Source organism: Streptomyces physcomitrii (assembly GCF_012273655.1).
Lineage (GTDB): Bacteria > Actinomycetota > Actinomycetes > Streptomycetales > Streptomycetaceae > Streptomyces > Streptomyces physcomitrii.
This window is the reverse complement of the sequence record NZ_JAAWWP010000001.1, coordinates 745,458-770,066: the sequence shown is the minus strand read 5'-3', so window position 1 is coordinate 770,066 and position 24,609 is coordinate 745,458. Positions and strand designations below refer to the sequence as shown.

26 protein-coding genes and 1 pseudogene are annotated in these 24,609 nt (G+C 73.3%); 14 read left to right on the top strand and 13 right to left on the bottom strand.

Going from position 1 to position 24,609, the window contains the following annotated elements:
• The 3 genes from HFV08_RS03255 to HFV08_RS03245 all read left to right on the top strand — a co-directional run.
• Positions 1-331, top strand: a 331-nt coding sequence (locus HFV08_RS03255; RefSeq protein ID WP_512700952.1) for a DUF8746 domain-containing protein, incomplete at its 5' end; no start/stop codon positions are given.
• Between the two features lies 1 nt (position 332).
• A complete protein-coding gene (locus HFV08_RS03250) occupies positions 333-1,103 on the top strand; it encodes an ABC transporter permease (RefSeq protein ID WP_168535565.1) in 771 nt (256 codons plus the stop codon).
• Positions 1,104-1,125: 22 nt separating this feature from the next.
• Positions 1,126-2,004 carry a hypothetical protein gene (locus HFV08_RS03245; protein WP_210429728.1) on the top strand — a complete coding sequence of 293 codons (879 nt, stop codon included), beginning with the start codon at positions 1,126-1,128 and terminating at the stop codon, positions 2,002-2,004.
• Between the two features lie 34 nt (positions 2,005-2,038).
• Here the strand turns inward: HFV08_RS03245 and HFV08_RS03240 are convergent, their stop codons facing one another.
• Both HFV08_RS03240 and HFV08_RS03235 read right to left on the bottom strand, forming a co-directional pair.
• Positions 2,039-2,416 (bottom strand): fluoride efflux transporter FluC, encoded by a 378-nt coding sequence (locus tag HFV08_RS03240; protein ID WP_168535563.1) that lies wholly within the window; start codon positions 2,414-2,416, stop codon positions 2,039-2,041.
• Positions 2,413-3,018 carry a fluoride efflux transporter FluC gene (locus HFV08_RS03235; RefSeq protein WP_168535561.1) on the bottom strand — a complete coding sequence of 202 codons (606 nt, stop codon included), beginning with the start codon at positions 3,016-3,018 and terminating at the stop codon, positions 2,413-2,415. Before HFV08_RS03235 ends, HFV08_RS03240 begins: the two co-directional genes overlap by 4 nt.
• A 344-nt stretch (positions 3,019-3,362) precedes the next feature.
• Between HFV08_RS03235 and HFV08_RS03230 the strand changes: the two genes are divergently transcribed.
• On the top strand, positions 3,363-4,541 hold the full coding sequence (locus HFV08_RS03230) for an ABC transporter ATP-binding protein (protein ID WP_168535559.1): 1,179 nt from the start codon (positions 3,363-3,365) through the stop codon (positions 4,539-4,541).
• Positions 4,538-5,437, top strand: a complete 900-nt coding sequence (locus HFV08_RS03225; protein WP_168535557.1) for an ABC transporter permease — start codon at positions 4,538-4,540, stop codon at positions 5,435-5,437. The genes HFV08_RS03230 and HFV08_RS03225 overlap by 4 nt, the downstream gene beginning before the upstream one ends.
• A 9-nt stretch (positions 5,438-5,446) precedes the next feature.
• Here the strand turns inward: HFV08_RS03225 and HFV08_RS03220 are convergent, their stop codons facing one another.
• On the bottom strand, positions 5,447-5,773 hold the full coding sequence (locus HFV08_RS03220; protein WP_168535555.1) for an Rv1322 family protein: 327 nt from the start codon (positions 5,771-5,773) through the stop codon (positions 5,447-5,449).
• A gap of 233 nt (positions 5,774-6,006) precedes the next feature.
• Between HFV08_RS03220 and HFV08_RS03215 the strand changes: the two genes are divergently transcribed.
• Complete coding sequence (locus tag HFV08_RS03215) at positions 6,007-7,032, top strand: LLM class flavin-dependent oxidoreductase (protein WP_168535553.1); 1,026 nt, start codon at positions 6,007-6,009, stop codon at positions 7,030-7,032.
• Between the two features lie 117 nt (positions 7,033-7,149).
• Here the strand turns inward: HFV08_RS03215 and HFV08_RS03210 are convergent, their stop codons facing one another.
• Positions 7,150-7,542, bottom strand: coding sequence for an SCO5389 family protein (locus tag HFV08_RS03210; RefSeq protein ID WP_040248263.1), 393 nt, complete (start codon positions 7,540-7,542; stop codon positions 7,150-7,152).
• 254 nt (positions 7,543-7,796) lie between these two features.
• On the opposite strand from HFV08_RS03210, the gene nucS reads away from it, so the two are divergent.
• Complete coding sequence (nucS, locus tag HFV08_RS03205; protein WP_210429727.1) at positions 7,797-8,468, top strand: endonuclease NucS; 672 nt, start codon at positions 7,797-7,799, stop codon at positions 8,466-8,468.
• Between the two features lie 276 nt (positions 8,469-8,744).
• On the opposite strand, the gene HFV08_RS03200 is transcribed toward nucS, so the two are convergent.
• From HFV08_RS03200 to HFV08_RS03185, 4 genes are all read right to left on the bottom strand, one after another.
• Positions 8,745-11,258 (bottom strand): P-loop NTPase family protein, encoded by a 2,514-nt coding sequence (locus tag HFV08_RS03200; RefSeq protein ID WP_168535549.1) that lies wholly within the window; start codon positions 11,256-11,258, stop codon positions 8,745-8,747.
• A gap of 378 nt (positions 11,259-11,636) precedes the next feature.
• Positions 11,637-11,960: an STAS domain-containing protein gene (locus HFV08_RS03195; protein ID WP_168535547.1), complete on the bottom strand. Its 324-nt coding sequence runs from the start codon at positions 11,958-11,960 to the stop codon at positions 11,637-11,639.
• 188 nt (positions 11,961-12,148) lie between these two features.
• Positions 12,149-12,997, bottom strand: a complete 849-nt coding sequence (locus tag HFV08_RS03190; RefSeq protein WP_168535545.1) for a 3-hydroxyacyl-CoA dehydrogenase family protein — start codon at positions 12,995-12,997, stop codon at positions 12,149-12,151.
• A 144-nt stretch (positions 12,998-13,141) separates the two neighbouring features.
• The gene (locus HFV08_RS03185; protein ID WP_168535543.1) at positions 13,142-13,783 is read right to left on the bottom strand and encodes a TetR/AcrR family transcriptional regulator; all 642 of its coding nucleotides are present in this window, start codon (positions 13,781-13,783) and stop codon (positions 13,142-13,144) included.
• 80 nt (positions 13,784-13,863) lie between these two features.
• Here HFV08_RS03185 and HFV08_RS03180 point away from each other — a divergent pair, with 80 nt between their 5' ends.
• Positions 13,864-14,646 carry an ABC transporter ATP-binding protein gene (locus tag HFV08_RS03180; RefSeq protein ID WP_168535541.1) on the top strand — a complete coding sequence of 261 codons (783 nt, stop codon included), beginning with the start codon at positions 13,864-13,866 and terminating at the stop codon, positions 14,644-14,646.
• 233 nt (positions 14,647-14,879) lie between these two features.
• Complete coding sequence (locus HFV08_RS03175) at positions 14,880-15,635, top strand: ABC transporter permease (protein WP_168535536.1); 756 nt, start codon at positions 14,880-14,882, stop codon at positions 15,633-15,635.
• 13 nt (positions 15,636-15,648) lie between these two features.
• On the opposite strand, the gene HFV08_RS03170 is transcribed toward HFV08_RS03175, so the two are convergent.
• Entirely contained in the window at positions 15,649-16,572 is a 924-nt protein-coding gene (locus HFV08_RS03170) for an RNA polymerase sigma-70 factor (RefSeq protein WP_168535534.1), read from the bottom strand.
• A gap of 50 nt (positions 16,573-16,622) precedes the next feature.
• Positions 16,623-17,096, bottom strand: coding sequence for a carboxymuconolactone decarboxylase family protein (locus HFV08_RS03165; RefSeq protein ID WP_168535532.1), 474 nt, complete (start codon positions 17,094-17,096; stop codon positions 16,623-16,625).
• A gap of 144 nt (positions 17,097-17,240) precedes the next feature.
• Between HFV08_RS03165 and HFV08_RS03160 the strand changes: the two genes are divergently transcribed.
• Positions 17,241-17,813, top strand: a complete 573-nt coding sequence (locus HFV08_RS03160) for a cob(I)yrinic acid a,c-diamide adenosyltransferase (RefSeq protein ID WP_168535530.1) — start codon at positions 17,241-17,243, stop codon at positions 17,811-17,813.
• A 240-nt stretch (positions 17,814-18,053) separates the two neighbouring features.
• Here HFV08_RS03160 and HFV08_RS03155 read toward each other — a convergent pair.
• Positions 18,054-18,602: pseudogene (locus HFV08_RS03155) on the bottom strand (hypothetical protein); the annotation flags it as partial.
• Positions 18,603-18,820: 218 nt separating this feature from the next.
• Between HFV08_RS03155 and HFV08_RS03150 the strand changes: the two are divergent.
• From HFV08_RS03150 to HFV08_RS03135, 4 genes are all read left to right on the top strand, one after another.
• Positions 18,821-20,092: a sensor histidine kinase gene (locus HFV08_RS03150; RefSeq protein WP_168535528.1), complete on the top strand. Its 1,272-nt coding sequence runs from the start codon at positions 18,821-18,823 to the stop codon at positions 20,090-20,092.
• A complete protein-coding gene (locus tag HFV08_RS03145; RefSeq protein WP_168535526.1) occupies positions 20,089-20,736 on the top strand; it encodes a response regulator in 648 nt (215 codons plus the stop codon). Before HFV08_RS03150 ends, HFV08_RS03145 begins: the two co-directional genes overlap by 4 nt.
• A 282-nt stretch (positions 20,737-21,018) precedes the next feature.
• On the top strand, positions 21,019-22,269 hold the full coding sequence (locus HFV08_RS03140) for a glycoside hydrolase family 18 protein (RefSeq protein ID WP_168535524.1): 1,251 nt from the start codon (positions 21,019-21,021) through the stop codon (positions 22,267-22,269).
• A gap of 242 nt (positions 22,270-22,511) precedes the next feature.
• The gene (locus HFV08_RS03135) at positions 22,512-23,342 is read left to right on the top strand and encodes a S1 family peptidase (RefSeq protein WP_168535522.1); all 831 of its coding nucleotides are present in this window, start codon (positions 22,512-22,514) and stop codon (positions 23,340-23,342) included.
• A gap of 217 nt (positions 23,343-23,559) precedes the next feature.
• On the opposite strand, the gene HFV08_RS03130 is transcribed toward HFV08_RS03135, so the two are convergent.
• Entirely contained in the window at positions 23,560-24,015 is a 456-nt protein-coding gene (locus tag HFV08_RS03130; protein ID WP_168535520.1) for a DUF2550 domain-containing protein, read from the bottom strand.
• A 130-nt stretch (positions 24,016-24,145) separates the two neighbouring features.
• On the bottom strand, positions 24,146-24,520 hold the full coding sequence (locus HFV08_RS03125; RefSeq protein ID WP_040248292.1) for a F0F1 ATP synthase subunit epsilon: 375 nt from the start codon (positions 24,518-24,520) through the stop codon (positions 24,146-24,148).
• Positions 24,521-24,609 lie beyond the last annotated feature (89 nt).

The window sequence follows — 24,609 nt, the reverse complement described above, 5'->3', positions numbered from 1 at the left end:
CGACCGGCTCGGCGAACTGGCCGCCACCCACCGCCTGGTGCTGCACGAACTCAGCCCGCAGCAGGCCTCCTTGGAAGAGGCCTTCATGCAACTCACCGCCGAATCGGTGGAATACCACGCCCACACCGGCCCCGGCGGCATCGGAAGCCCACCCCCCGGCGGCCCGCCGCAGCAGCCGTATCCCGTCGGCGCCCCGGGGGCACCCGGCGGCGGGACCCAGGGCCTGCCGACCGCTCCCCCGCCGGGCGGCGCCGAGGCACCGCCACCGGCGAGCGGTCCGGGCAGCCCCGGCTGGGGCGAAGGCTGGCAGCGACCCGGAAAGGGGGCCTGAGATGGCAGTGACCCAGGTGATCCGCTCCGAGTGGACCAAGATCCGCTCGGTGGCCTCCACGGTCTGGACACTCTCCCTCGCCCTGCTCGTCACGATCGCCTTCGGCATGCTCATCAGCGCGGTCGTCAACCACGAGTACGGCGACATGAGCCGCGAGGACAAGCTCACCTTCGACCCGACCTACACCAGTTTCGCCGGGACCTCGCTCGGCCAGCTGGCGATGATCGTCTTCGGCGTCCTGGTGGTGGCGAACGAGTACAGCACCGGCATGATCCGCACCTCCCTCGCGGCCGTGCCGCAGCGCGCCACCTTCCTGTTCAGCAAGATCGCCGTGGCCACCGCCCTCGCCTTCGTGGTCTCGCTGGTCACCAGCTTCCTGGCCTTCTTCTCCGGTCAGGCGATGCTCGGCGACCACAGCGCCTCGCTCGGCGACTCCGGGGTGCTACGCGCGATCATCGGCGGGGCGCTCTACATGACCCTCATCGCGGTCTTCTCGATGGGCGTCGCCTCGATGCTGCGCAGCCCGATGCTCTCGCTCGGCATCCTGATGCCCTTCTTCTTCCTGATCTCCAACATCCTCGGGAACGTCAGCGCCACCAAGAAGGTCGGCCGCTTCCTGCCGGACCAGGCGGGCAGCAAGATCATGCAGGTGGTCAAGCCCTTCGACGACGACACCCCGTACGGACCCTGGGGCGGTCTCGGGATCATGTGCCTGTGGGTGCTCGCCGCCCTGATCGGCGGGTACGTGCTCCTCAAGCGCAGGGACGCCTGAGGAACCGAGGGAGGGCGGCGGGGTGGCCGGGGAGGGGGAGCGCAGTCTCGCGGCGCTGGGCCTCGACACGGTGCCCGCCCTGGACCCGCTCTCCTACCCGGGCCGCCCGGTCCCCGGCCCCGTCCTGCTCGCGGACGGGGCCCTGGTCCCGCTGCTGCCGGGCGGGCCCCGCCTCGGCGGCTGGCGCACCGCCCCCGAGGGGCCCACGCTCGACGAGGCCCTCACCGCCCGGGGGTTGAGCCCCACCGGCGCGCGCTGCCCGGTCCTCGCGGTCGGCTCCAACGCCTCGCCCGCCCAGCTCACGTACAAGATGGCGCGGTACGCCGTGCCCGCGGTGCTGCCGATGGTGCCGGTGCGGGTGCGCGGACTCGCGGTCGGCTGCTCCGCGCACATCGGGCGGGCGGGGTACGTGGCCGCCGCGCCCTGTCCGGATCCGGCGGCCGAGCGGGAGTTCGTCGTCTCCTGGCTGGACCCGGCGCAGCTCGCGGTGGTGGACGGCACCGAGTTCCCGAACTACACCCGGGCCCTGCTGCCCGGCGACCGCTTCGCGATGGAGCTGCCCTCCGGGGAACGCCTCGGCGGCGCCTATCTCTACGCCGGTGCCCACGGCGTCCTGCCCGACCCGGCCACCGGCGGGCCGCGGCCCGGCGGCGGCGACCAGTCCGCCCTGCTCGACGCGCTCCTCGCGGACTCCCCCGCGCTGCGGGCACTCCTCGGCCCCGGCCCGGCCGACTGGGTGGCCCGCGCCCGCAGCTCCCCCCGGGCCCGCGCGCAGGGCAGCCGCCTGCTCGCCGAGGAGCACGCACCGCTGTTCCGCACCGCCTTCGCACCCTGGGCGGACGACTCGGCCCGCCCGCGCCGCTACGGGGAACTCCCGCCGCCGGAAGGGGAGTCGGGATGACCGCGCGGCTCGGCGCCCCCGCGCGACCGGCCCCTCAGCCCAAGGCGCCGGCCAGGGCCTGGCCGAGGGCCGTCGTGAGGGCCGCGATCCCCAGGCCCGCGAGGACGCTGAGCAGGGCGTTGGCGGCGGCGTAGCGGCGCGCGCCCGACTCGGCCAGGCGCAGGGTCTCGTAGGAGAAGGTGGAGTAGGTGCTCAGGGCCGCGCAGAAGCCGGGGCCGAGGAGCGCGCCGAGCGGCTGCGGTACGGCGGTGGCCGCGCCGGTGAGCAGGCCTAGTCCGGCGCAGGCGGCGAGGTTGACCCCGAAGGTGCCCCAGGGGAAGACGCTCTCGTGGCGACTCTGGACCGCGCGGTCCGCCAGATACCGCAGGGGTGCCCCGGCCAGCGCGCCGAGGACGACCATCAGCCAGTTCACGCGCCGCCCTCCGCCCGCGCGGGCCGGGGCCCGAGGACCAGCCGGGTCAGGGCCGCGGCCCCGGTGACGGCGGCCATCGCGGCGGCCAGGGTCGCGGCGAGGTAGAGCAGCGCGGTGCCGGGGCGGCCGCCGTCGAAGAGGCCCCGGGCGTCCAGGGCGTAGGTGGAGAAGGTGGTGTAGCCGCCGAGGATCCCGGTGCCCAGGAAGGGGCGCACCAGCGGGTGGGGGCGCAGCCGCTCGGTGAGCACCACCATGAGCAGGCCCATCGCCGCGCAGCCGGTGACGTTGACCCAGAAGGTGGTCCACGGGAAGGCGCCCGGGGTGTACGGCCACAGCAGGGTGGCCCCGTAGCGGGCCGAGGCCCCGAGCGCACCGCCGAGCGCGATCACCAGGAGGGTGCGGGCCTGCTGCGTACGGTGCGGGTGGGCCGGGTCGGGAGGCGGGGGCGCGGCGTCGGGGTCGATCGGGTCGACGGGGTCGAGAGCGCCGACCGGCCCGGCGGGAGCGGCCGGGGCGGCGGGAGCATCCGGGGCGAGGCCGGTGGCCTCGCTGCGGGAGGGGTCGCCGGAAGGATCACCGGAGGGATTGCTGCGGAAGGGCATGCGCCAGGCTCCTGCCTGATCGACTCGGAGCCGCGCGTGCGGGCGCGCGGCGGGTCAGGCAGGGACCGTTGGCGGCGACGCTGCCGCGGTTGGGTACGGCGGGCCCCACCGCCGTACGGCCGGGCCCGGGGGCCGACCGCGCCCCCAGGGTACGCGCGCGGACCCGCGGCGCAGAAGCCGCCCCCGAAGGCGGGGAGGGGCGCCCCGCCCCGCGTACGCGGGCCCGCCCGCCCGCGGGCGGTAACAACTTGGCTTTGGCCGGAACCGTCAGCCTCCCGTTATTCTCCTAACCCTTACGGGGGCTCGCGCCCCGACGTCGCGAACCTGTCGAATGGGTGCGGAGCATGATCGAGGCAGTCGGCCTGACCAAGCGCTACGGCGCGCGGACGGCCGTGCACAACCTTTCCTTCCAGGTGCGGCCCGGCGCCGTCACCGGCTTCCTCGGACCGAACGGCTCGGGGAAATCCACCACGATGCGGATGATCCTCGGCCTGGACACCCCGTCCGCCGGTGCGGTCACCATCGGCGGTCACCCCTACCGCAGGCTGCCCAACGCACCCCGCCAGGTCGGCGCGCTGCTCGACGCCAAGGCGGTGCACGGCGGGCGCAGCGCGCGCAACCACCTGCTCTGCCTGGCCCAGCTCTCCGGCATCCCGGCCCGCCGGGTCGACGAGGTGCTCGGCGTGGTCGGCCTCCAGGCCGTGGCCAAGAAGCGCTCCAAGGGCTTCTCGCTCGGCATGGGCCAGCGGCTCGGTATCGCCGCGGCCCTGCTCGGCGACCCGCAGGTGCTCCTCTTCGACGAGCCGGTCAACGGCCTCGACCCGGAGGGCATCCTCTGGGTCCGCAATCTGATGAAGTCCCTTGCCGCCGAGGGCCGTACGGTCTTCGTCTCCTCGCACCTGATGAGCGAGATGGCGCTGACCGCCGACCATCTGATCGTGATCGGCCGCGGGCAGCTCCTCGCGGACACCAGTATCAGCCAGTTCATCTCGCAGAACTCCTCGGACTTCGCCCGGGTCCGCACCCCCGACACGGAGCCCGCCCTGCGCGAGAAGCTCGGCACGGTGCTCGGCGGCGCGGGCGGCCAGGTGCTGCCCGAGCCGGACGGCGCGCTGCGCGTCACCGGGCTGCCGCTGCCGCGCATCAGCGACCTGGCCCACGAGGCCGGGATCCGCCTGTGGGAGCTGTCCCCGCACCAGGCCTCGCTGGAGGAGGCGTACATGCGGATGACGCAGGGCGCGGTCGACTACCGCTCCACCGACGACAAGCTCGCGGGCTTCGACCAGCCGCTGCCGCCCGGCGCGCAACCGCCCCCGCAGCTGCCGGTGCCCGGTCAGGGCCAGCCCGGCTGGTACCCGCCCCCGCCACCGCAGCAGGGCGGCCCGGTCCCGGCGGGCCGGCCCTACGGCATCCCGGCCCAGGCCCCCGCGGGCCAGCCCTACGGCGCACCGGTCCAGGCACCCGCCGCCCCGGTCGCCGCCCCCGCCCCCCAGCCGCACCCGTACCGCGAGGACTCCCGATGAGCACGCCGACCCCGCCGCAGCAGGCCTACGCGCAGCCGCCCGCGCCGCAGCAGGTTCCGCAGCAAGGCCACGGCCCGGGGCAGCCCGCGCCCGGCGGCTCGTACGTCTCGCCGATCCCGGTGCGCGAGACCCACCTCGGTGACGCCCTCGCCTCGGAGTGGACGAAGATCCGCTCGGTGCGCTCCACCCTGTGGACGCTCGGTGTGATGGCCTTCCTGATGCTCGGCATCGGCCTGGCCACCGCCGCCGCGGTGGCCGGCAGCGACACGAGCCTGGAGAACGAGTCGGCGCTCGGCCTCGGCTTCTTCGGGGTGCTCCTCGGCAGCATCTGCGTGATGACGCTGGGCGTGCTGACCATCGCCTCCGAGTACGGCACCGGCATGATCCGCACCACGCTGACCGCCTGCCCGGCGCGCGGCCGGGTGCTCGCCGCGAAGGCCCTCGTCTTCTTCCTGCTCGTCTTCACCATGACCACGGTGCTCGCCGCGCTGGTCGGCGCGCTCCAGACCGCGATGATCACCGACGCGGTCGACCCGAGCGGCGGCGAGTGGCTGCGCTCGACCGTCGGCGTGGGCCTGTTCGTCGCGCTGATCGGTCTGCTCGCGCTCTCCGTCGGCGCCATCATCCGGCACTCGGCGGGCGCGATCACCCTGATGATCGGCGTGATGCTGCTGCCGCTGGTGGCGGCCATGTTCATGTTCTCCGAATCGCTCGCCGGCGTCCGGGACTTCCTCCTGGAGTACTCGATCCCGAGCCTGCTCATCGGCGTCTACGGCGAGGCCGCCGCGGGCGCGGACGCCGGTCCGACCGGCTGGCAGCCGGTGTGGATCATGCTCGGCATCTCGTTGGCGGCCCTGATCGGCGCGGCCGTGGCCCTCAACAGCCGGGACGTGTGAGGCCGCCGCTCAGTAGCGAGGCGCGTTACGGGACCGCTGCACCCGCGAGGTGCGGCGGTCCCGCGCGTTCCAGCAGGAGGTGTGCCAGTGCCGGCGCTCGTCGACGCCGGAGTGCTGCGGCCAGGCCACCATGTGCGGCACCCCGGAGGGGATCAACTGGTCGCAGCCCGGGCAGCGGTAGGTCTTCCCGGCCGCGCCGCCGCCCGCGACCCGGCGCACCCGCCACTCCTCGCCCTGCCAGGTCTCGGGGGACTCGTACCCGCCGTAGCGGCCCGAGTCGTCCTCGTCCGTGCGGGGGCCCTTGCGGGACGGGACGCGATTGCGGCGCGGGGACACGGGGACACCTCACGGGACTCGGCGGCGACAAGGAGCGCATCCAGCGTACGCGGCGCGCCACCGGGCAGGTGCGAGGCGTCAGGGGCCCGTGGGGCGCCCGGTGCCGACCGCCGGGCCCCGCGAAGTACGGGCGAGGCCGTGCCCTCGGCGGGCGTGCTCCGTTGTTGCCGTCGAGGGCACGGCCCCGCCGGTGCCGCAGGGCCGGGGCCGGCACCGAGAGGGGCGGTAGGGCGATGCGGATAGGAACCTTCGTACTGGGCGCGCAGTTCCCGGGCCAGGGTCAGGGTGAGGCCCTGCACCGGGCGGTGCGGACCGCCGAGCTGAGCGAGCCGGCGGGCCTGGACTCCGCGTGGATCGCCGAGCACCACTTCGTGCCGTACGGGACCTGTCCCTCGGCGCTCACCCTGGCCGCCCTGCTGCTCGGCCGGACCCGCACCCTGCGGGTGGGCACCGCGGTGACGGTGCTGCCCACCGCGCATCCGGTCGCGGTCGGCGAGCAGGCGGCGCTGCTGCATCTGACCTCGGGGGGCCGGTTCACGCTCGGCGTGGGGCGCGGCGGGCCCTGGGTCGACCTGGAGGTCTTCGGCGCCGGGATCGAGGCGTACGAGGAGGGCTTCCCGGACTCGCTCGACCTGCTGCTGCGCTGGCTGAGCGAGCCAAGGGTGGCGGGCGGCGGGCGCTTCCCCTTCCGGGAGGTGGCGGTGGTGCCGCGGCCCGCCGAGACGCTGTTCGGCGGCCCGGGCCCGGAGGTGGTGCTCGCCTGCACCTCGCCGAAGTCGGTGCGGCTGGCGGCCGAGCGGGGGCTGCCGATGCTGCTCGGCATGCATGTGGGCGACGAGGAGAAGGCGGAGGTCCTGGCGCTGTGGCGGCGGCTGGCGCGGGAGGCGGGCCACGGCCCGGAGACCGTCGCCACGGCGGCGCATGTCTCGGCGGGGGTCGCGCAGGTCGCGGACGAGGGCGCCGAGGCGGCGCGGGTGCTGCTGAAGTCGATGCCGGGCTGGTTCCGGCTGGGGCTCGGCGCCCATGTGACCGTGGACGGCCGGGCGCGGACCATGCGCGATCCGTACGCGTACACCGAACTGCTCTGCTCCCTGCACCCGGTGGGCACGCCCCGGCAGTGTGCCGACCGGCTCGCGGCGACCGCCGAGCGCACCGGCATCAGCCGCTTCGCCCTGCTCGCCGAGGGCAGCGGCGACCTCGCGGCCACCGAGGAGAACGTCCGGCGGCTGGGCGCCGAGGTGCTGCCCCTGCTGCGCTGAGCGGTGTGCGGGGCGCGGGAGTCGGCGGCGGGCGCGGGACGGCGGGGGATCTCGCGGGCCGCCTCGTGCGCGCGGTTCCCGGGACCGGGCGCACGGGCGGCGTTCACCCCGGGCGGGTCAGCAGTCCCGGAACTCCGGGGACTGGTTCAGGATCTGGCTGCGGACCGAGGTGAAGCGGCCCAGCCGCTGGTCCACGGCGGCGTCCAGGGGGAAGACGGCCACCCGGTGGCAGTTCTGGAAGGCGAGGCGGACGCCGAAGTGGCGCTGGAGAGCACCGCGTATGGCGTCGCTGGCGAGAGCGCGCAGCAGCTGGCCGCGGGCCTGCTCGTCCGGCGGCGGGGTCTGATTGTCGGCGAAGTCACCGCCGTCGACCTTCAGTTGGGCGACCAGCGAGCTGATCATGTCCCATGCGTAGGGCAGGGAGGTCCGGACGCAGTCGACGAAGGCGGCTTCGTCGACCTCGCCTCGCTCGGCCTGTTCCAGTAGGGCCGGTGAGACGTCGAGCGACATGGGTACTCCTCTCACGCCCCCGGGTGCCGGGGGTCGACGGACAGGGAGGGACATCGGACACGCAGCGTGCACACCTCGCGACGTCCCGCTTCCACCGTAAGCATCGACTCCCGCCCGCACCAGGCGAATGCGCACACAACCGGCCACCGACGAAAGGGACTTGAGGGAAAAAGGCAAGAACCCGGTCACCGGCTCGCGCAGGGGCGGGAGCCGAGATCGCGAGCGGCCCCGGCCGTCGAGTAGCGTTGCCCACCATGCGTCTCGTCATCGCCCGTTGCTCCGTGGACTACGCGGGCCGGCTCACCGCCCATCTGCCCTCCGCCCCCCGTCTGATCCTGGTGAAGGCCGACGGCAGCGTCTCCATCCACGCGGACGACCGGGCCTATAAGCCGCTCAACTGGATGTCCCCGCCCTGCACCCTCAAGGAGGGCAAGGACGCCGAGGAGGGCGTCTGGACGGTCGTCAACAAGGCGGGCGAGAAGCTCATCATCACCATGGAGGAAGTGCTCCACGACTCCTCCCATGAACTCGGCGTGGACCCCGGGCTCATCAAGGACGGCGTCGAGGCCCACCTCCAGGAACTCCTCGCCGACCGCATCGAGACCCTCGGCGAGGGCTACACCCTGATCCGCCGCGAGTACCCGACCGCGATCGGCCCGGTGGACATCCTGTGCCGGGACTCCCAGGGCGCGACCGTCGCGGTGGAGATCAAGCGGCGCGGCGAGATCGACGGCGTGGAGCAGCTGACCCGCTATCTGGAACTGCTCAACCGCGACCCCCATCTCGCCCCGGTACGCGGGGTGTTCGCCGCCCAGGAGATCAAACCGCAGGCCCGCGTCCTCGCCACCGACCGCGGCATCGGCTGCACCGTCCTGGACTACGACGCCCTGCGCGGCATCGAGGACGACAAGCTCCGGCTGTTCTGAGGGAGTTGGGGGGCGCGGCCCGACGCCCCGCTTCCCCGCCTTCCGCTTCCGTCCACCCCGCTCCCGCACAAGAAGCGCCCGGCCGATCTGCGGCCGGGCGCTTCTGTCCGTACGGGGTCTCCGCCGTACCGCGCGGGGTCGTCGTCGAGGCGGTCTCGCCGTCCGGGCGATCTCTCAGTCCGGGCGGTTTCGCCGCCCGGGCGACCTCTCCGTCCGGCGTCCTCTCCGCCCGGCGGCGGCCGGTCAACTGCCCGCCCGCGCCCGCCGGTTACCGCCTCAGGCGAGCCGCTCGCCGTCCGAGGCCTCCGACTCGGCCGGTCCCGTCGGCTCGCCGGAGAGCGTCTCGCTCGCCGTCGGGCTGCCGGGGCCGGTCGCGGTGATCGAGGTGTCCGGGTCGGAGGGGTCCGTGGGCGGATCCGTCGGCGGGGTCGTCTCGGGGTCGCTGGTCGGGGGCTTGGTGGTCGGCGGCTTCGTGGTCGTCGGGGGCTTCGTGGTGGTGGGCGGCTTGGTGGTGTGCGGCGGTTTGGTCGTGCGGGTCGGCTTCGAGGGCGTCTCGTCCTCGGTCTCGCTCGGCGAGGCACTCTCGCTCGCGGACGAGGAGCCGCTCCCGCTCGGGGAGGGCGAGGTCGAGTCCTTCGTCTTCTTGCCCGCCTTGCTGGGCGTGGCCACCTCATCGCCGTCGTCCGGGAAGTCCGGCTCGGCGGGCTGCTCGGTGGCCGAGGGGTTGGTGCTGACCTCCTCGCCGTCCCCGCCGTCGGAGAGGCCGAGGGCGACCACCGTGCCGAGGACGGCGAGCAGCAGCACCCCGGCGCCCGCGGCGACCAGATTGCGGCGGGCCCCGCCCGGCTGCTCGCGCCCGGGATCCCCGGCCCCGGCCGCCCGTGCCGGTGCGGCACCGCGGGCGACCAGGGTCACCGGCTCCAGCGGGGCCGCCACGGTGCGGACCACCGCCTCGATGCCGCGGGCGGGGGTCGGCGGGGAGACCGCGCCGCGCTGGGGCAGCAGCACGGTCTCGCTGTCCTCGGGCGGCAGCTGGAGCGCCTCCGGCAGGTTGCCCCCGGTGCGGTCGGCGACCAGGGCGAGGGCGCGGCGGCCCGTCATGGTGCCGCGCTTGTCGGCGAGCGCCCCGCGCAGGCCGAGGGAGGCTTCCAGCGCGGTACGGGCGCGCTCCAACTGCCCGGTGCACAGGGCGAGTACGCCGAGTTCATGGTGGAACCAGGCGTCCTCGGCGATCTCGCCGGTGAGCCGGGAGGCCTCCTGCCCGGCACGCAGGGTGCGTTCCCAGGCGCCCCATTCGAGGGCGGCGGCGAAGGCCGGGGCGGCGGTGCGGGCGAGGCCGACCGGGATGTTCGGCTCGGGTTCCTCGCCGGGGCCCGGCAGCGGGGTGCCCGCGGCGGGGATGACGGCGGTGAGCGCGGCGAGCACGGCACCCGCCTCGGCGGCGACCCGCTCCGGGGTGACCGAGGGGTGCCCGGTCCACCAGGCATAGTGCTGGGCGGCGATCAGGACCCGCTGCTCGGCGCCGTCCCCGTATCCGGCGGCGAGCAGTTGGGTGCGCACCCCCGCGGCGAGCAGGTGCCGGGAGCCGACCGGGGTGACCAGGGCGGCGTCGACGAGTTCGGCCATCGCGGCGTCGGCGTGGGTGTCGCCGACCAGGGCGGGCAGATGGGCGGGGTGCGGGACCTCGCCGCCGAGCGCGACGGAGAAGCGCAGGGTCTCGCGGGCGGACTCCGTCATCCGGGAGGCGAGCAGCGCGGCCGGTGCGGCGCCCTCGGCGAGGGTGGGCAGCGGCACCTGCTCGGCGAAGACCTCGTCCCCGGCGGCGGTCCCGTACCCGGGGACAATCGCGTACCCGGGCTCGTCATCCTGCGCGCCGGAGCCGATCGGGCCGGTACGGAGCCGGTCGCGCTGCCGGAGCAGGGCGCCGGCCTGCACGAAGCGCAGCGGCAGTCCCTCCGACTCGAACCAGAGGTCGCCGGCCCAGGTCTCCTCGTCGTCGGTGAGGGGGCGCCCGACCTCGCGGGCGAGCAGTTCCAGGCCGCCCGCGCGGTCGAGCCCGGTGAGGAAGACCTCCTCGACGCTCGCGCCCGCGGACGGCCCGGATATCGCCGTCGGGGTCGCGGCCATCAGGAAGGCGCACTCGGGGGCGGAGGCGAGGAGTTCGTCGAGGGCGGCGCCGCTGAGGGCGAGGTCGTCGAGGAGGACGACCGCGCCGATGTCCCGGACCAGGGCGGCCACGGTCTCGGCGTCCGGCCGGTGCAGCGCGGTGTCGTAGACGGCGGCGTAGAGCGCGCGCAGCAGTTCCGGGCCGCTCCGCCGGTGGCCGCTGAGGCGGATCACGCCGTCCGGGGCCAGCTCGGCGCAGCGCTCGGCGACCGCGTCGAGCAGCGCGGTACGGCCGGATCCGGGCGGCCCGGTCAGCAGCACCGAACGGCCCTGGCCGATCAGCCGCACCAGCCGCTCGCGCTCCTCCTCGCGCTGGAGCAGCGGCCGGGCGCCGGGGGCGAGGCCGGGCGGCAGCGGTGCGGCGGCCGCGCGCCGGGCCGCCTCGCGCCGCTCCGCGCTGAGGCGGACCGGGGGTCCGGGGCGCTCGCCCGGCGGGCAGAGTTCGACCTCGCTGCCGTCCAGCGGGTTCAGGGTCAGCAGATACGGGCCGCTGACCAGCTGCACCATCCGGACCGGCGGCGGGGTGTGCGCGGCGAGGTCGGGCACCAGCGGGTCCCGGCCCGCGGCACGGCGCGGCAGCGGCAGCTCGCCGTGCTCCTCGCGGTCGCCGTTGTGCGGATCCATCTGCAAAGCCCCCAAAGCCTTGTGGGCCGAGATCCTCTCGGCCGGGTGCGCACTCAGATGCCGTCTGCGCCGGACGTATGCCCTCCTGCTCGGGTGCCCGCCCCGCGGCCAGGTCACTCGTACGGGCGAGGGCACCCTAGACGGTGCCACCCAACCGGTACACCCGCGGGGTGCGTGGCGGTCCGGGACATCACCTACGTACGGGATGAGGGCTTTGCGCACGCTTTGCCCGGCGGCGTCCGGTCCTCGGTCGGGGCCGGGCGTGCGGGACCGGGGAAGCGTTCGACGGTGCCGGACGGCGGTGAGGATGCCTCGCGGGCGGGCCGGGCGGCCTCGGGCGCGGGGGCGCGAGGGCTCGGACGCCGGGCCCCGAAGGCTTCAGACGCGGGGCAGGGCGTCGGCGCCGATGCCGCCCTCGATGGCGAGGATGCGGTGCAGCCTGGTCGCCACCAGCAGGCGCTGCATCTGCAGGGGCACGCCGCGCAGGACGAGCCTGCGTCCGCAGCGGCCCGCGCGCCGGTGGGCGCCCATGATGACGCCGAGTCCCGCGGCGTCCCAGGACTCCAGTGCCGACAGGTCGAGCACCAGGTCCCCGGCCCCCTCGTCGAGGGCCGCGTGCAGCGCAGTCCGGGCGTCCGCCGCAGTGCGGACATCGAGGCGGCCCCCGACGACCAGCTCGGCGTGGTCGCCCCTGATGTGCATATGCGCTCCCGGAGTGCGGGGCGGCACCCGTGTCCCGGCGGGAACACGAGTGCCGCGCGGCTGACAGTTGTCGCGTCTGTGTATGTCACAGCAACGTGCGGCCTGATACGTACTCAAGTCGCCGTCCGTGAGCGAACCGATACCGAAATCACCCGGAGGGGTGAGCGGCCGGCCGCCCCACCAGCACGTCAGTACGTGTAGAAGCCCTGTCCGGACTTCCGGCCCAGGTCGCCCGCGTCCACCATCCGCCGCATCAGCTCCGGCGGGGCGAACTTCTCGTCCTGGCTCTCGGTGTAGATGTTGCCGGTGGCGTGCACCAGGATGTCCACGCCGGTCAGGTCGGTGGTGGCCAGCGGCCCCATGGCGTGCCCGAAGCCCAGCTTGCAGGCGGTGTCGATGTCCTCGGCGCTGGCCACGCCCGATTCGTAGAGCTTGGCCGCCTCGACGACGAGCGCCGAGATGAGACGGGTGGTGACGAAGCCCGCCACATCGCGGTTGACGACGATGCAGGTCTTGCCGACCGACTCGGCGAACTCCCTGACGGTGGCGAGGGTTTCGTCGCTCGTCTTGTAGCCGCGGACCAGCTCGCAGAGCTGCATCATCGGCACCGGCGAGAAGAAGTGCGCGCCGACGACCCGCTCGGGGTGGGCAGTGGCGGCGGCGATCTTGGTGATCGGGATGGCGGAGGTGTTCGAGGCGAGCACCGCCTCCGGGCGCACGATCTTGTCGAGCGTGGCGAAGATCTCCTGCTTGACCTCCAGCTTCTCGAAGACCGCCTCGACCACGACGTCCGCCTCGGCGGTGGCGTCCAGATCCGTCGTGGTGGTGATCCGGCCGAGCGCGGCCTCGGCGTCCGCGGCCTGGAGCTTGCCCTTCTCCACGAACTTCTCGTACGACTTCCTGATGCCGTCCGTGCCGCGGGTCAGCGCCTGATCGGTCACATCACGCAGCACCACGTCCCAGCCCGCCTGGGCGGAGACCTGCGCGATACCGGACCCCATGAGTCCGGCGCCGATGACAGCGAGCTTCCTGGCCACTGCTACACCCCTTGCACCCTGTTGATGTATGCCTCCGGGCGGACATTAGCGGTAGCCGGGCACCAGTTGGGGGCTAAGAGATGCGCGTCACGTCTCAATAGACGGACATCACACCGCCGTCCCGCGCCCCGTGAGCCGTGACGCTCAGTTCCCGAGCCGTACCGCGTAGTTGAGGACCCGCTCGCTGAGCAGCTCCTCCATCTCGTCGATGAGGACGAGCACCTCCCGGGAGACCGCCGCGGGGGCGCCGCCCGCCACCATCTTGCGGCTGATGGCCGACATCACCGCCTCGTGCAGCCAGTTGATCTGCCCGGCCATCAACTCGGGCAGTACGTCACCCTCCTCGGGCCCGGTCTCCGCGCGCAGCGCCTCCTCCAGGCGGGTGTGCACCTCCTGGCCGATCGCCCACAGCCGGGAGCGCAGCGCCGGGGAGTCCTCCACCACCCGCATGAAGTCGGCGTAGCCGTCCATCAGGCCCAGCCGCGGGGAGACCGCCTCGACCTCGGCGCGCAGCTCGCGCAGGACCGCGGCGGCGGCGGACTCCCCCGAATCGCGGCCCCGCACCCAGCGGGCGAGCCGGTCGATCACGCCCGTGCTGCGGTCGAAGAAGAGGTCCTCCTTGGCCGGGAAGTAGTTGTAGACGGTGTTCACGGAGACATCGGCGGCCCGGGCGATCTCGGCGACGGTGACGGCGTCGAAGCCGCGGGCCACGAAGAGCCCGGTGGCGACATCGGAGATCTGCTGCCTGGTCCGGCGCTTCTTGCGCTCCCTGAGTCCCTCGGCCATGCCCGCCAGTCTAGCTTTCCTGCCCTCACTCAAATTTTGGGGCCGTTGCAAAATTTAAGCGACTCTGTTTTTCTGGGCACATGCCCCTCATCAGCACGGCCGGGCTGTCCCGGACCTTCACCAGCAAGCAGGGCCCCGTCGAGGCGGTGCGCGGAATCGACCTGCGGGTCCACCCCGGCGAGATCCTCGGACTGCTCGGCCCCAACGGCGCGGGCAAGACGACCACCCTGCGCATGCTCACCACCCTGCTCCCCCCGACCGGCGGCGCCGCGACCGTCGCCGGGCACGACCTCTTCGCCGACCCGGCGGGCGTGCGCGCCCGCATCGGCTACGTCGCCCAGTCCGGCGGCGTCGACCCGAGCCTGACCGTGCGCGAGGAACTGGCCACCCAGGGCCGCCTCTACCGGCTCGGCCGGGCCGAAGCCGCCGCCCGCGCCGAGGAGTTGGCCGCCGAGCTGGACTTCACCGCGCTGCTCGACCGGAAGACGACCGCGCTCTCCGGCGGTCAGCGCAGGCGCCTGGACATCGCCATGGGGCTCACCCACCGCCCGCCGCTGCTCTTCCTGGACGAGCCGACCACCGGCCTCGACCCCGCGAGCCGCGCCGCGCTGTGGGACCTCATCCGCCGCCTGCGCGCGGACCACGGCACCACCGTCGTCCTGACCACCCACTACCTCGACGAGGCCGACGCCCTCGCCGACCGCCTGGTCGTCGTCGACGAGGGCCGGATCGTCGCCGAGGGCACCCCCGCCGAGCTCAAGCTGCGCCACGCGGGCTCCGCCGAGGCCGCCCTCCAGGAGGCCTTCCTCGCCATCACCGGCCGGGGACCCGCCCCACAGGAGGAGGCCCCGGTGGCGGTCTGACTCCCGGGCCGGTACCGGCCTTTCGGCTCGCGTCCGTTCGGTTCACGGCCGACCGGCTCGCGTCCGCCCGGTTCGCGATCGCCCGCGCTCCCGCCACGCCCGTACGCCGCCATCACTCCGTACGCCCCGTCACACCCGCGCACCAAGCACGCCCGCACACCCGCACACCCGCACACCCGCACACCCGCACACCCGCACACCCGCACACCCGCACCCAGACCAGGAGCACCCCCGTGTCCCCCCTGCTGTCCGACACCGCGCTGATCTTCGGCCGGTATGCCCGCCAGACCCTGCGTTCCCACTTCCAGATGCTCTTCGGCACCCTGATGCCGCTGCTCTACCTGGTCTTCTTCGGACCGCTGCTCACCGGCCTGCCGCTCGGCTCGCACGGCGACTCCTGGCAGATCCTGGTGCCCGGGCTGCTGCTCCAACTCGGCCTGTTCGGGGCCGCGTTCGCCGGTTTCGCGATCATCATCGAGCAGAACCACGGGGTCGTGGAGCGGATGCGGGTGACCCCGGTGAGCCGACTGGCCCTGCTGCTCGGGCGGGTGCTGCGGGACGCCCTGCTCTTCGTCTTCCAGGCGGTGCTGCTGGTGCTGGCCGCGGTGGCGATGGGCCTGCGCGCCCCGTTCGGCGGCGTCCTGCTCGGCTTCGTCTTCGTCGCCCTGTTCACCGCGGCGCTCGCCGCGCTCTCCTACGCGCTCGCCTTCAAGGTGCGCACCCCGCAGGAGTTCGGGCCCGCGGTCAACGCGCTGACCATGCCCTCGATGCTGCTCTCCGGGCTGATGCTGCCGATGGCGCTCGGCCCCCGCTGGCTCGACGTGCTCTCGCACTTCATGCCCTTCCGCTACCTGGTCGACGCGATGCGCGCCGCCTACGTCGGCCGGTACGCCACCGAGGACATGCTGTACGGCACCCTGACCGCCCTCGCCCTGGTCGCACTCGCCCTGACCGCGGGCACCCGGGTCTTCCGCACCGCCGCGAACTGACCCGCGGCGGCGGTCAGTTCGCCCGGCGGCGCAGGCGGCGCACCTCGCGGTCCAGGGCCCAGGCGTCGCCGACCGGGCCGAGGTGGCGGAGCTTGTCCGGGTTGCTCACCCCGCGCACGACCTGGATCCGCCCGTCGAGGACGTCGAGCGCGAGGGCGTGCACGATCCGGCCGTCCCGGTCCCGGAAGAGGGCGCCGGGCTGGCCGTTGACCTCGTGCGGCTCGGCGGTCACCCGCAGCGCGGTCAGCGCCGGGAAGAAGGCCGCGAGCAGCCGGGCCACCTGCTCGGCGCCGACCACGGTCCGGGCCAGCTGCGGGGCCTTGCCGCCGCCGTCCCCGACCAACTGCACGTCGGCGGCGAGGAGTTCGCGCAACTCCCCCACCTCGCCCTCCTTCAGCGCCTCGAAGAACCGCCGGGCCAGCTCCCGCCGCTCCGCCCGGTCCGCGTCGAAGCGGGGCCGCCCGGCCGCCATGTGCCGCCGGGCCCGTACGAGGAGCTGGCGGCAGGCGGGCTCGGAGCGCCCCACCGCCTCGGCCACCTCCTCGAAGCCGAAGGCGAAGACCTCCCGGAGCACGAAGACCGCCCGCTCCAGCGGGCTGAGCCGCTCCAGGAGCAGCAGCGCCGCCATCGACACCGAGTCGGCCAGCTCCACCGCGCGCTCGGGATCCTCGTACGGGTCGCTGAGCAGCGGCTCGGGGAACCAGGGGCCGACGTACCGCTCCCGGCGCACCCGGGCCGAGCGCAGCACGTCGATCGAGATCCGGGTCACCGTGGTGGAGAGCCAGGCCTTGGCCGAGTCGGGCCGGGCCGCCGAGCCGTCGAAGCGCAGCCAGGTCTCCTGCACCGCGTCCTCGGCCTCCCCCACGCTGCCGAGGACGCGGTACGCCAGCGAGAACAGCAGCGGCCGCAGCTCCTCGAACTCCTCGACCTTGCTCACCGGGTCCGTCCCTTCCGTACTCCGTGCGCTTACCGGGCGCGCCGTACCCCTCAGTGGAACTGACCGGGCTGGTAGTCGCCCGCCGGCTGCCGGCTGAGGATGTTCAGCCGGTTCACCATGTTCATGAACGAGACAAGCATGGTCAGGGCGGTGAGCTGCGCCGTGTCGTAGTGCTCGGCGGCCCGTGCCCACACCTCGTCGCCGATGCCGCCGTGGCCGTCCGCGACCCGGGTGCCCTCCTCGGCGAACTCCAGGGCGGCGCGCTCGGCCTCGGTGAAGACGGTGGCCTCCCGCCAGGCGGCGACCAGATGGAGCCGTACCGGGCTCTCCCCGGCGGCGGCCGCGTCCTTGGTGTGCATGTCGAGGCAGACGGCGCAGCCGTTGATCTGGCTCACGCGCAGCGCCACCAGCTCCTGCGTCGCGCCGGGCAGCACCGAGTCCTTGAGCGCCCTGCCGACCGCCATGAAGTGCTTGAAGGTCTTGGCGGCGGTCGGGTCGGCGAAGTAGTCGAGTCGCGCGTCCATGGTGTGCTCCCTCGGGGGTTCGTGCTCCGCTTCCACCCCTCAGGACGAGACGGGCCGGACCCCAGTGACATGGACGGATGTGGCCTGCGTCTCGCCCCCGGCAGCAGCCGCCGGGGCCGCCCGAAGGCCCCGTAGGCTGACCGCATGGTCAATCTGACGCGCATCTACACGAGGACCGGGGACAAGGGCACCACGGCCCTCGGCGACATGAGCCGCACCGCCAAGACCGACCTCAGGATCTCGGCGTACGCCGACGCCAACGAGGCCAACGCCGTGCTCGGCACCGCGCTCGCCCTCGGGCGGCTCGACGCGGAGACGGCCGAGGTGGTCACCCGGGTGCAGAACGACCTCTTCGACGTCGGGGCGGACCTGTCCACCCCAGTGGTGGCGGACCCGGAGTTCCCGCCGCTGCGGGTCGAGCAGTTCTACATCGACCGCCTGGAGGCGGACTGCGACCGCTTCAACGAGCGCCTGGAGAAGCTGCGCAGCTTCATCCTGCCCGGCGGCACCCCGGGCGCGGCCCTGCTGCACCAGGCGTGCACCGTGGTCCGCCGCGCCGAGCGCTCCACCTGGGCCGCCCTCGAAGCGCACGGCGAGACCATGAACCCGCTCACCGCGACCTACCTCAACCGCCTCTCCGACCTGCTGTTCATCCTGGCCCGGGTCGCCAACAAGGAGACCGGCGATGTGCTGTGGGTGCCGGGCGGGGAGCGCTGAGGGGGCGAGTCCGCTCGGTTCGGTTCGGTTCGGCTCAGGTCGGTTTCGGCTCGGTCCGGCTCAGCCGGTGAAGGTGCGCGAAGGGTCCTGGGATCGGGGGTCCTGGAGTCGGGGGTCCCGGGACCGCGAATCCTCGGATCGGGAGTCCTGGAATCGCGAATCCAGGGACCGCGAATCCTGGGACCGGGAGTCCTGGGATCGACGATCCTCCGATCCGGCATCCCTGGACCCCCCGGCCCCCTCGCCCCCCTTGCCCTCCGGCCTCTTCTTGGGCCAGATCGTGTACGTCAGCGCGATCACCCCGTGGATCCCGGCGATCCGCAGCGCCGACCACTGCCAGTCGCGCAGCGACTCCGTGGCGCCGCCCTCGCCCACGTAGAGGATCGCGCCCTGGAGCAGGGCCGCCGCGACCGCCACCGCGACCAGGGTGCGCAGCCACAGCATCCCCTCGTGGCGGGCCCGCGGGTACCCGTACCGCGGCGGCTTGACCGGCTTCGGGCCGGTGCCGAAGCGGTGGGCGGCGTAGGCGTCGAGGCGGCCGATCGTGTAGTGGCCGTAACCGACCGTGAAGCCGATGTAGAGCGCGGCGAGTCCGTGCTCCCAGCTGGGCTCCGCGCCGTTCTTGAGGTCGATGGCGGTGACCGCGAGCAGCACCAGTTCCAGGAGCGGCTCGCAGAGCAGCAGGGCGAGGCCGGTACGCGGCATCCTCAGCGGATAGCGCACGGCGAGACCGGCGGCGAGGAGCACCCAGAAGGCGACCTCGCAGACGACGACGAGGGTGACGATCACGGCGGCTCCCAGGGGTGTGCGGACACCGTCCAGGCTCCCGCCCCACGGCCGCCGGGACGTCGTCGGCGGTGAGGAAACCGCACTGCATCCTTCGATGTAGCGCGCGGCCCTCCCCCGCGGTGCGCGCCGCGCGGAGTACCCGGTTCGATGTAGTGGCGGGCCCCGGTCTCCTCCCCGGGGCGCAGGCAGCGGGGCCCGGTGGCGTGTTGGATGGAGGCATGTCCGCGACCCTCCCGCGCCCGCATCGCCACGATGTGCTCATCGCCGTGGCGGGCCTCGGCTTCGGCCTGCTGCTGTGGGGGATCGGCCTGGACAACCAGGGCGGCGAGGGCCTGCTCGGCGGCTCCTGGGTACTGCTGCCGCTGGCGCTGATGTCCGCCCTGGAGCTGCTGCGCCGCACCCGGCCGCGGTTCGCGCTCCTCGCCGGCACCCTGGCCCTGGTCGGCGACCAGTTCACCGACGGCAGCCTCTCCACCGTCGTGATGTACACCGACCTGATGTACGCGGCCGTGGTCTACGGCAGCCCGGCCCTGGCCCGGCGGCTGCCGGTGACCACGGGGCTGATCACGGTCGGGGTGACCATCGGCTTCCTGGCCTGGTTCCGCACCCCCGAGGCGCTGCTCGTCGGCGTGGTGACAGGCCTGGTCTCCTTCGCACCCGCCTGCACCGGGGCGCTGCTCCGCGACCACCGGGACGCCGCCGAGGCGGCCCGGCTGCGCGCGGAGCAGACCGCCCTGCTCGCCGAGATGGACCGGGCGCAGGCAGTCGCCGCCGAGCGCGCCCGGATGGCACGCGAACTGCACGACCTGGTCGCCAACCACCTCTCCGCGATCGCCATCCACTCCACGGCCGCGCTCTCCCTGAACGAGGAGAAGACCACCCGGGAGGCGCTCGCGGTCATCCGGGAGAACAGCGTGGACGGGCTCGCCGAGATGCGCCGCCTGATCGGCATCCTGCGGGACGACAGCGGCGAGCACGAGCCCGCCGCCGCGCCCACCCTGGACGGCCTGGCCCAGCTGGTGGAGGGCGCCCGCACCAACGGCCTCGACGTGGAGCTGCGGTACCCGGACGGCCCGGCCGCCACCGGAGGCCGGGAGGAGCCCGGGGCCGCCCTCCCGGCGCCGGTCGAGCTGGCCGCGTACCGGATCGTCCAGGAGTCGCTGACCAACGCGCTCAAGCACGCGGCGCCCGGCCGGGTCACGGTGACGCTGCGCCGGGGGCCCGAGGCGCTGGAGGTCCGGGTGCGCAGCCCCTACGCGCGGCGGTCGGGGCCGCGCGCCCCGGGCGGCGGTGCCGGTCTGGTCGGGATGCGGGAGCGGGTGGCGCTGCTGCGGGGGGAGTTCACCGCCGAGGTGGCGGACGGCGGCGGCGTCTGGGAGGTGCGGGCCGGTCTGCCGCTGGACGGCGGGGCGGAACCGGCGCGGCGGACGGCGAGGACGGTCCGGGCCCCCTGGCCCGGCCGGAGCGAGGACGAGGAGAGGCCGGGATGACGATCCGGGTACTGGTCGCCGAGGACCAGTCGGCGGTACGCGCGGGACTGGTGCTGATCCTGCGCAGCGCCCCGGACATCGAGGTGGTGGGCGAGGCGGGCGACGGGGAGCGGGCCGTGGCCCTCGCCCGCGAACTGCGGCCCGATCTGGTCCTGATGGATGTGCAGATGCCGCGCCTGGACGGCGTCTCGGCGACCCGTCAGGTGGTGGCCGAGAAGCTCGCCGACGTCCTGGTACTGACCACCTTCGACCTCGACGAGTACGTCTTCGGCGCGCTGCGCGCCGGGGCCAGCGGCTTCCTCCTGAAGAACACCGAGGCACGTGAACTCCTGGACGCGGTACGGACGGTGGGCCGCGGCGAGGGCCTGATCGCCCCGGCGGTGACCCGGCGCCTGATCGCGGAGTTCGCCGGGCAGCCCGCGGCCTCCCGCCCGGCACCGGAACCGGCCGCCCTGGAGCAGCTGACCCGCCGCGAGCGGGAGGTGCTCTCCTGCCTGGGCGGGGGCCTGTCGAACGCGGAGATCGCCCGGCGCCTCGACATGGCCGAGGCCACCGTGAAGACCCATGTGAGCAGGCTGCTCGCCAAGCTGGAGCTGCGCAGCCGGGTGCAGGCGGCCGTGCTGGCCCAGGAGTGGGGGATCTGAGCCGGAGCCCCGGGCGGGGCCCCGCGGCTGACGGGAAGCGCGGCGCCCGGATGCGGCCGGGCGGGGCCCGTGGTCCTGAACTCCTGTCACCTTCTCTGGTCCAGACCTCTTGACCGGTGGTCCAGACCTTTCTATTCTCGCCGCACTGCGGTGAGCCTGACATGGCCATGCACAGTCGCCGTCCGCCTCGGTGACAGCGCGCCATGCCGGCCCACGGGCGGCGCAGGCCTGGTTCCACCCCACACGACCGGACCTCACGACCTCACCCCGAGGAGGCGCAGCATGCGCTTCGGACACAGAGCCGCCGCAGGGATCACCGCCCTGCTCCTTCCGCTCGCCGCCATGGTCGGGCTCGCCGGCACCTCCGCACAGGCGGCGGACCCCACCGCCACCGAGAGCGCGGCGCAGGCCACCGCGGCCTCCGGCGTCAAGCTCGGCTACTTCACCGAGTGGGGCGTCTACGACCGCAACTACCACGTCAAGAACATCGACGCCTCCGGCTCGGCCGGCAAGATCACGCACATCAACTACTCCTTCGGCAATGTCACCGGTGGCAAGTGCGCCATGGGCGACGCCTACGCCGCGACCGACAAGGCGTACACCGCCGAGCAGTCCGTCGACGGCAAGGCCGACACCTGGGACCAGCCGCTGCGCGGCAACTTCAACCAGCTGCTCAAGCTGAAGGCCAAGCACCCGGACCTCAAGATCCTGTGGTCCTTCGGCGGCTGGACCTGGTCCGGCGGCTTCGGCGAGGCCGCCAAGAATCCGGAGGCCTTCGCCCAGTCCTGTTACGACCTGGTCGAGGACTCCCGCTGGGCCGATGTCTTCGACGGCATCGACATCGACTGGGAGTACCCGAACGCCTGCGGCCTGAGCTGCGACGAGAGCGGCCCGGACGCGTACAAGAAGCTGATGTCCGCGCTGCGCGCCAAGTTCGGCGGCGACTACCTGGTCACCTCCGCGGTCACCGCCGACGCCTCCGAGGGCGGCAAGATCGACGCCACCGACTACGCGGGCGCCGCCCAGTACGTCGACTGGTACAACGTCATGACCTACGACTTCTTCGGCGCCTTCAACGCCCAGGGCCCGACCGCCCCGCACTCCCCGCTCACCTCCTACGAGGGCATCCCGCAGGAGGGCTTCAACACCGCGGACGCCATCGCCAAGTTCAAGGCCAAGGGCGTCGCCGCCAACAAGCTCCTGATCGGCATCGGCTTCTACGGCCGCGGCTGGACCGGCGTCACCCAGGACGCCCCCGGCGGCACCGCGACCGGCCCGGCCCCGGGCAAGTACGAGCCCGGCATCGAGGACTACAAGCTCCTGAAGTCCAGCTGCCCCGCCAACGGCGAGGTCGCGGGCACCGCCTACGCCCACTGCGGGAACAACTGGTGGAGCTACGACACCCCGAAGACCATCGGCTCGAAGATGAGCTGGGCCAAGGAGCAGGGCCTCGGCGGCGCCTTCTTCTGGGACTTCAGCGGTGACACCGACAACGGCGAGCTGGTCACCGCCATCGACAGCGGACTGAAGTAGGACCGCAAGGGCCGCGCCCCGCGCACGGCTCCTCGCACCGAGGCCGGGAGACAGGAACGCCCCCTGTCCCCCGGCCTCTTCACGTCCCGGGCCCGCCGCCCCATCGGTCACGAACCCCAACGAACCGTACCAATAGGCCCGTTCATCCCCTCCGCACCCTTGTACGAAGCCACCGGGACCGGAACAATGCCCATGCCAATTCCGAAGAACCGCTTCGGAACATACGCAGAGGAACCCCCCACATGAACAAGCCTCTCCTCGGCGCGCTCTTCGCCCTCGCCCTCACCGGCGCCGGCGCCGCGCCCGCCCTGGCCTCCCCCGCCCCCCAGGCCGACACCCAGGCCGTCGACTTCGCCGGTACGGTCGCGCTCAGCAACTGCTCCGGCTCCGTCGTGCGGATGCCCGACTCCCAGCCCGGCGACCCGGCCCTGGTCATGTCCAACGGCCACTGTCTGGAGAGCGGCATGCCCGGCCCGGGCGAGGTCGTCGTCGACGAGCCGTCCAGCCGCACCTTCACCCTGCTCGACGCCGACGCCTCCGACGTCGCCACGCTGAAGGCCTCCAAGGTCGCCTACGGCACCATGACCGACACCGACGTCTCGATGTACGAGCTGACCAGCACGTACCAGCAGATCGAGGACGAGTACGGCATCAAGGCGCTCGAACTCCAGGACCAGCACCCGGAGCAGGGCAAGGCCGTCACGGTGGTCTCCGGCTACTGGAAGAAGACCTACAGCTGCAGCGTGGACGGCTTCGCCCACGAACTGCGCGAGGGCGACTGGACCTTCAAGGACTCCATCCGCTACACCTCCGAGTGCCAGATCATCGGCGGCACCTCGGGCTCCCCGCTGGTCGACGACGCCACCGGCAAGGTGGTCGGCGTCAACAACACGACCAACGAGAGCGGTGAGGAGTGCACCGTGAACAACCCCTGCGAGGTGGACGAGAGCGGCAACGTCACCGTGCACGAGGGCATCGGCTACGCCCAGGAGACGTACGGCATACCCGCCTGCTTCGGCGAGGGCAGCAAGCTCGACCTGAACGCCGAGGGCTGCACCCTGCCCAAGCCGTGAACCGGTGACGGCGACCACGTGCTGAACCAGTGACACGACAGTGGGTCCCGGCCACCCGGCCGGGACCCACTGCGCTGCACGGCTACAACTTGGGCCGCAACGACCCTCCCCCAGACTCCGTCCGGGGGGACCCCCATCCAGAGAGCCCGCTACCTAAGCCACATTGACTCTCCCCCAGACTCCGTCCGGGGGGACCCCCATCCAGAGAGCCTGCTACCTAAGCCACATTGACTCTCTGGCCCGGCGGAGCCGCCTCCAGCCAGGCCAGGAAACCGGTCAGGGCGTCCTCGCTCATGGCGAGTTCGAGGCGGGTCTCGTGGTGCAGGCAGGTGAGGACCACGGCGTCCGAGAGCAGGGCGAGTTCCTCCTCGCCCTCCGGTGCCCGGCGGCCCACCACCTCGATCGTCGCGCGGTCGAGGACCCGGCGCGGGCGGGGCGCGTACGAGAAGACCCGGAACCACTGGATGCGGTCGCCGCTGTAGCGGGCGATGCCGTAGCCCCAGCCTTTTCCGGCGCCGGGGGCGTCCTTCGGCTCGGGGGCGTCCCAGCGCAGGCTGCAGTCGAAGGTGCCGCCGGAGCGCTGGATGATCCTGCGGCGCAGCCCGAAGACGAACAGCCCCACGAGTACCAGAACGACCACTGCGATACCGCACACGACAAGAGCGAGGATCATCCGTACCGACCTCCTCGACTCCTCAGTGGCACAACGGCCATGTTCATCCCGCATCCACCTCAGCCGCGGCCGGTTCCGGAGAGGCTCCGGAACCGGCCGCGGCTGAGTCACATCAGGTGGTGCGCCTGCTTCAGCGCACCGCCACCGCGCGCAGGCGGACGTCCGCACGGCGCTCGGCAGAGGCGTCCGCCTCGGCCTTCGCGCGTTCGAGCGCCCGCTCGGCACGCTGGACATCGATCTCGTCCGACAGCTCGGCGATCTCGGCCAGCAGCGACAGCTTGTTGTCCGCGAACGAGAGGAAACCGCCGTGCACCGCGGCGATGACGGTCTGCCCGTCGTTCGTACGAATGGTCACCGGGCCCGACTCCAGCACACCGAGCAGCGGCTGGTGACCGGGCATGACGCCGATGTCGCCGGACGTGGTGCGCGCCACGACCAGGGTGGCCTCGCCGGACCAGACCTGGCGGTCGGCAGCGACCAGCTCGACGTGCAGCTCAGCAGCCAAGATGGCTCCTCGGGTCACCACCCGGCGGATGTGCCGGGTGTTGGTTCAAATTCTAATGGGCGTGCCGAGAGGGTCGGACGCCGCCCCGC

Bases quoted from the DNA above. Each gene is read 5' to 3' on its own strand.
- HFV08_RS03250 (WP_168535565.1), top strand. From the start codon at position 333: ATGGCAGTGACCCAGGTGATCCGCTCCGAGTGGACCAAGATCCGCTCG.
- HFV08_RS03235 (WP_168535561.1), bottom strand. From the start codon at position 3,018: ATGCCCTTCCGCAGCAATCCCTCCGGTGATCCTTCCGGCGACCCCTCC.
- HFV08_RS03230 (WP_168535559.1), top strand. From the start codon at position 3,363: ATGATCGAGGCAGTCGGCCTGACCAAGCGCTACGGCGCGCGGACGGCC.
- HFV08_RS03225 (WP_168535557.1), top strand. From the start codon at position 4,538: ATGAGCACGCCGACCCCGCCGCAGCAGGCCTACGCGCAGCCGCCCGCG.
- HFV08_RS03215 (WP_168535553.1), top strand. From the start codon at position 6,007: ATGCGGATAGGAACCTTCGTACTGGGCGCGCAGTTCCCGGGCCAGGGT.
- HFV08_RS03210 (WP_040248263.1), bottom strand. From the start codon at position 7,542: ATGTCGCTCGACGTCTCACCGGCCCTACTGGAACAGGCCGAGCGAGGC.
- nucS (WP_210429727.1), top strand. From the start codon at position 7,797: ATGCGTCTCGTCATCGCCCGTTGCTCCGTGGACTACGCGGGCCGGCTC.
- HFV08_RS03200 (WP_168535549.1), bottom strand. From the start codon at position 11,258: ATGGATCCGCACAACGGCGACCGCGAGGAGCACGGCGAGCTGCCGCTG.
- HFV08_RS03195 (WP_168535547.1), bottom strand. From the start codon at position 11,960: ATGCACATCAGGGGCGACCACGCCGAGCTGGTCGTCGGGGGCCGCCTC.
- HFV08_RS03185 (WP_168535543.1), bottom strand. From the start codon at position 13,783: ATGGCCGAGGGACTCAGGGAGCGCAAGAAGCGCCGGACCAGGCAGCAG.
- HFV08_RS03180 (WP_168535541.1), top strand. From the start codon at position 13,864: ATGCCCCTCATCAGCACGGCCGGGCTGTCCCGGACCTTCACCAGCAAG.
- HFV08_RS03165 (WP_168535532.1), bottom strand. From the start codon at position 17,096: ATGGACGCGCGACTCGACTACTTCGCCGACCCGACCGCCGCCAAGACC.
- HFV08_RS03160 (WP_168535530.1), top strand. From the start codon at position 17,241: ATGGTCAATCTGACGCGCATCTACACGAGGACCGGGGACAAGGGCACC.
- HFV08_RS03150 (WP_168535528.1), top strand. From the start codon at position 18,821: ATGTCCGCGACCCTCCCGCGCCCGCATCGCCACGATGTGCTCATCGCC.
- HFV08_RS03145 (WP_168535526.1), top strand. From the start codon at position 20,089: ATGACGATCCGGGTACTGGTCGCCGAGGACCAGTCGGCGGTACGCGCG.
- HFV08_RS03140 (WP_168535524.1), top strand. From the start codon at position 21,019: ATGCGCTTCGGACACAGAGCCGCCGCAGGGATCACCGCCCTGCTCCTT.
- HFV08_RS03135 (WP_168535522.1), top strand. From the start codon at position 22,512: ATGAACAAGCCTCTCCTCGGCGCGCTCTTCGCCCTCGCCCTCACCGGC.
- HFV08_RS03130 (WP_168535520.1), bottom strand. From the start codon at position 24,015: ATGATCCTCGCTCTTGTCGTGTGCGGTATCGCAGTGGTCGTTCTGGTA.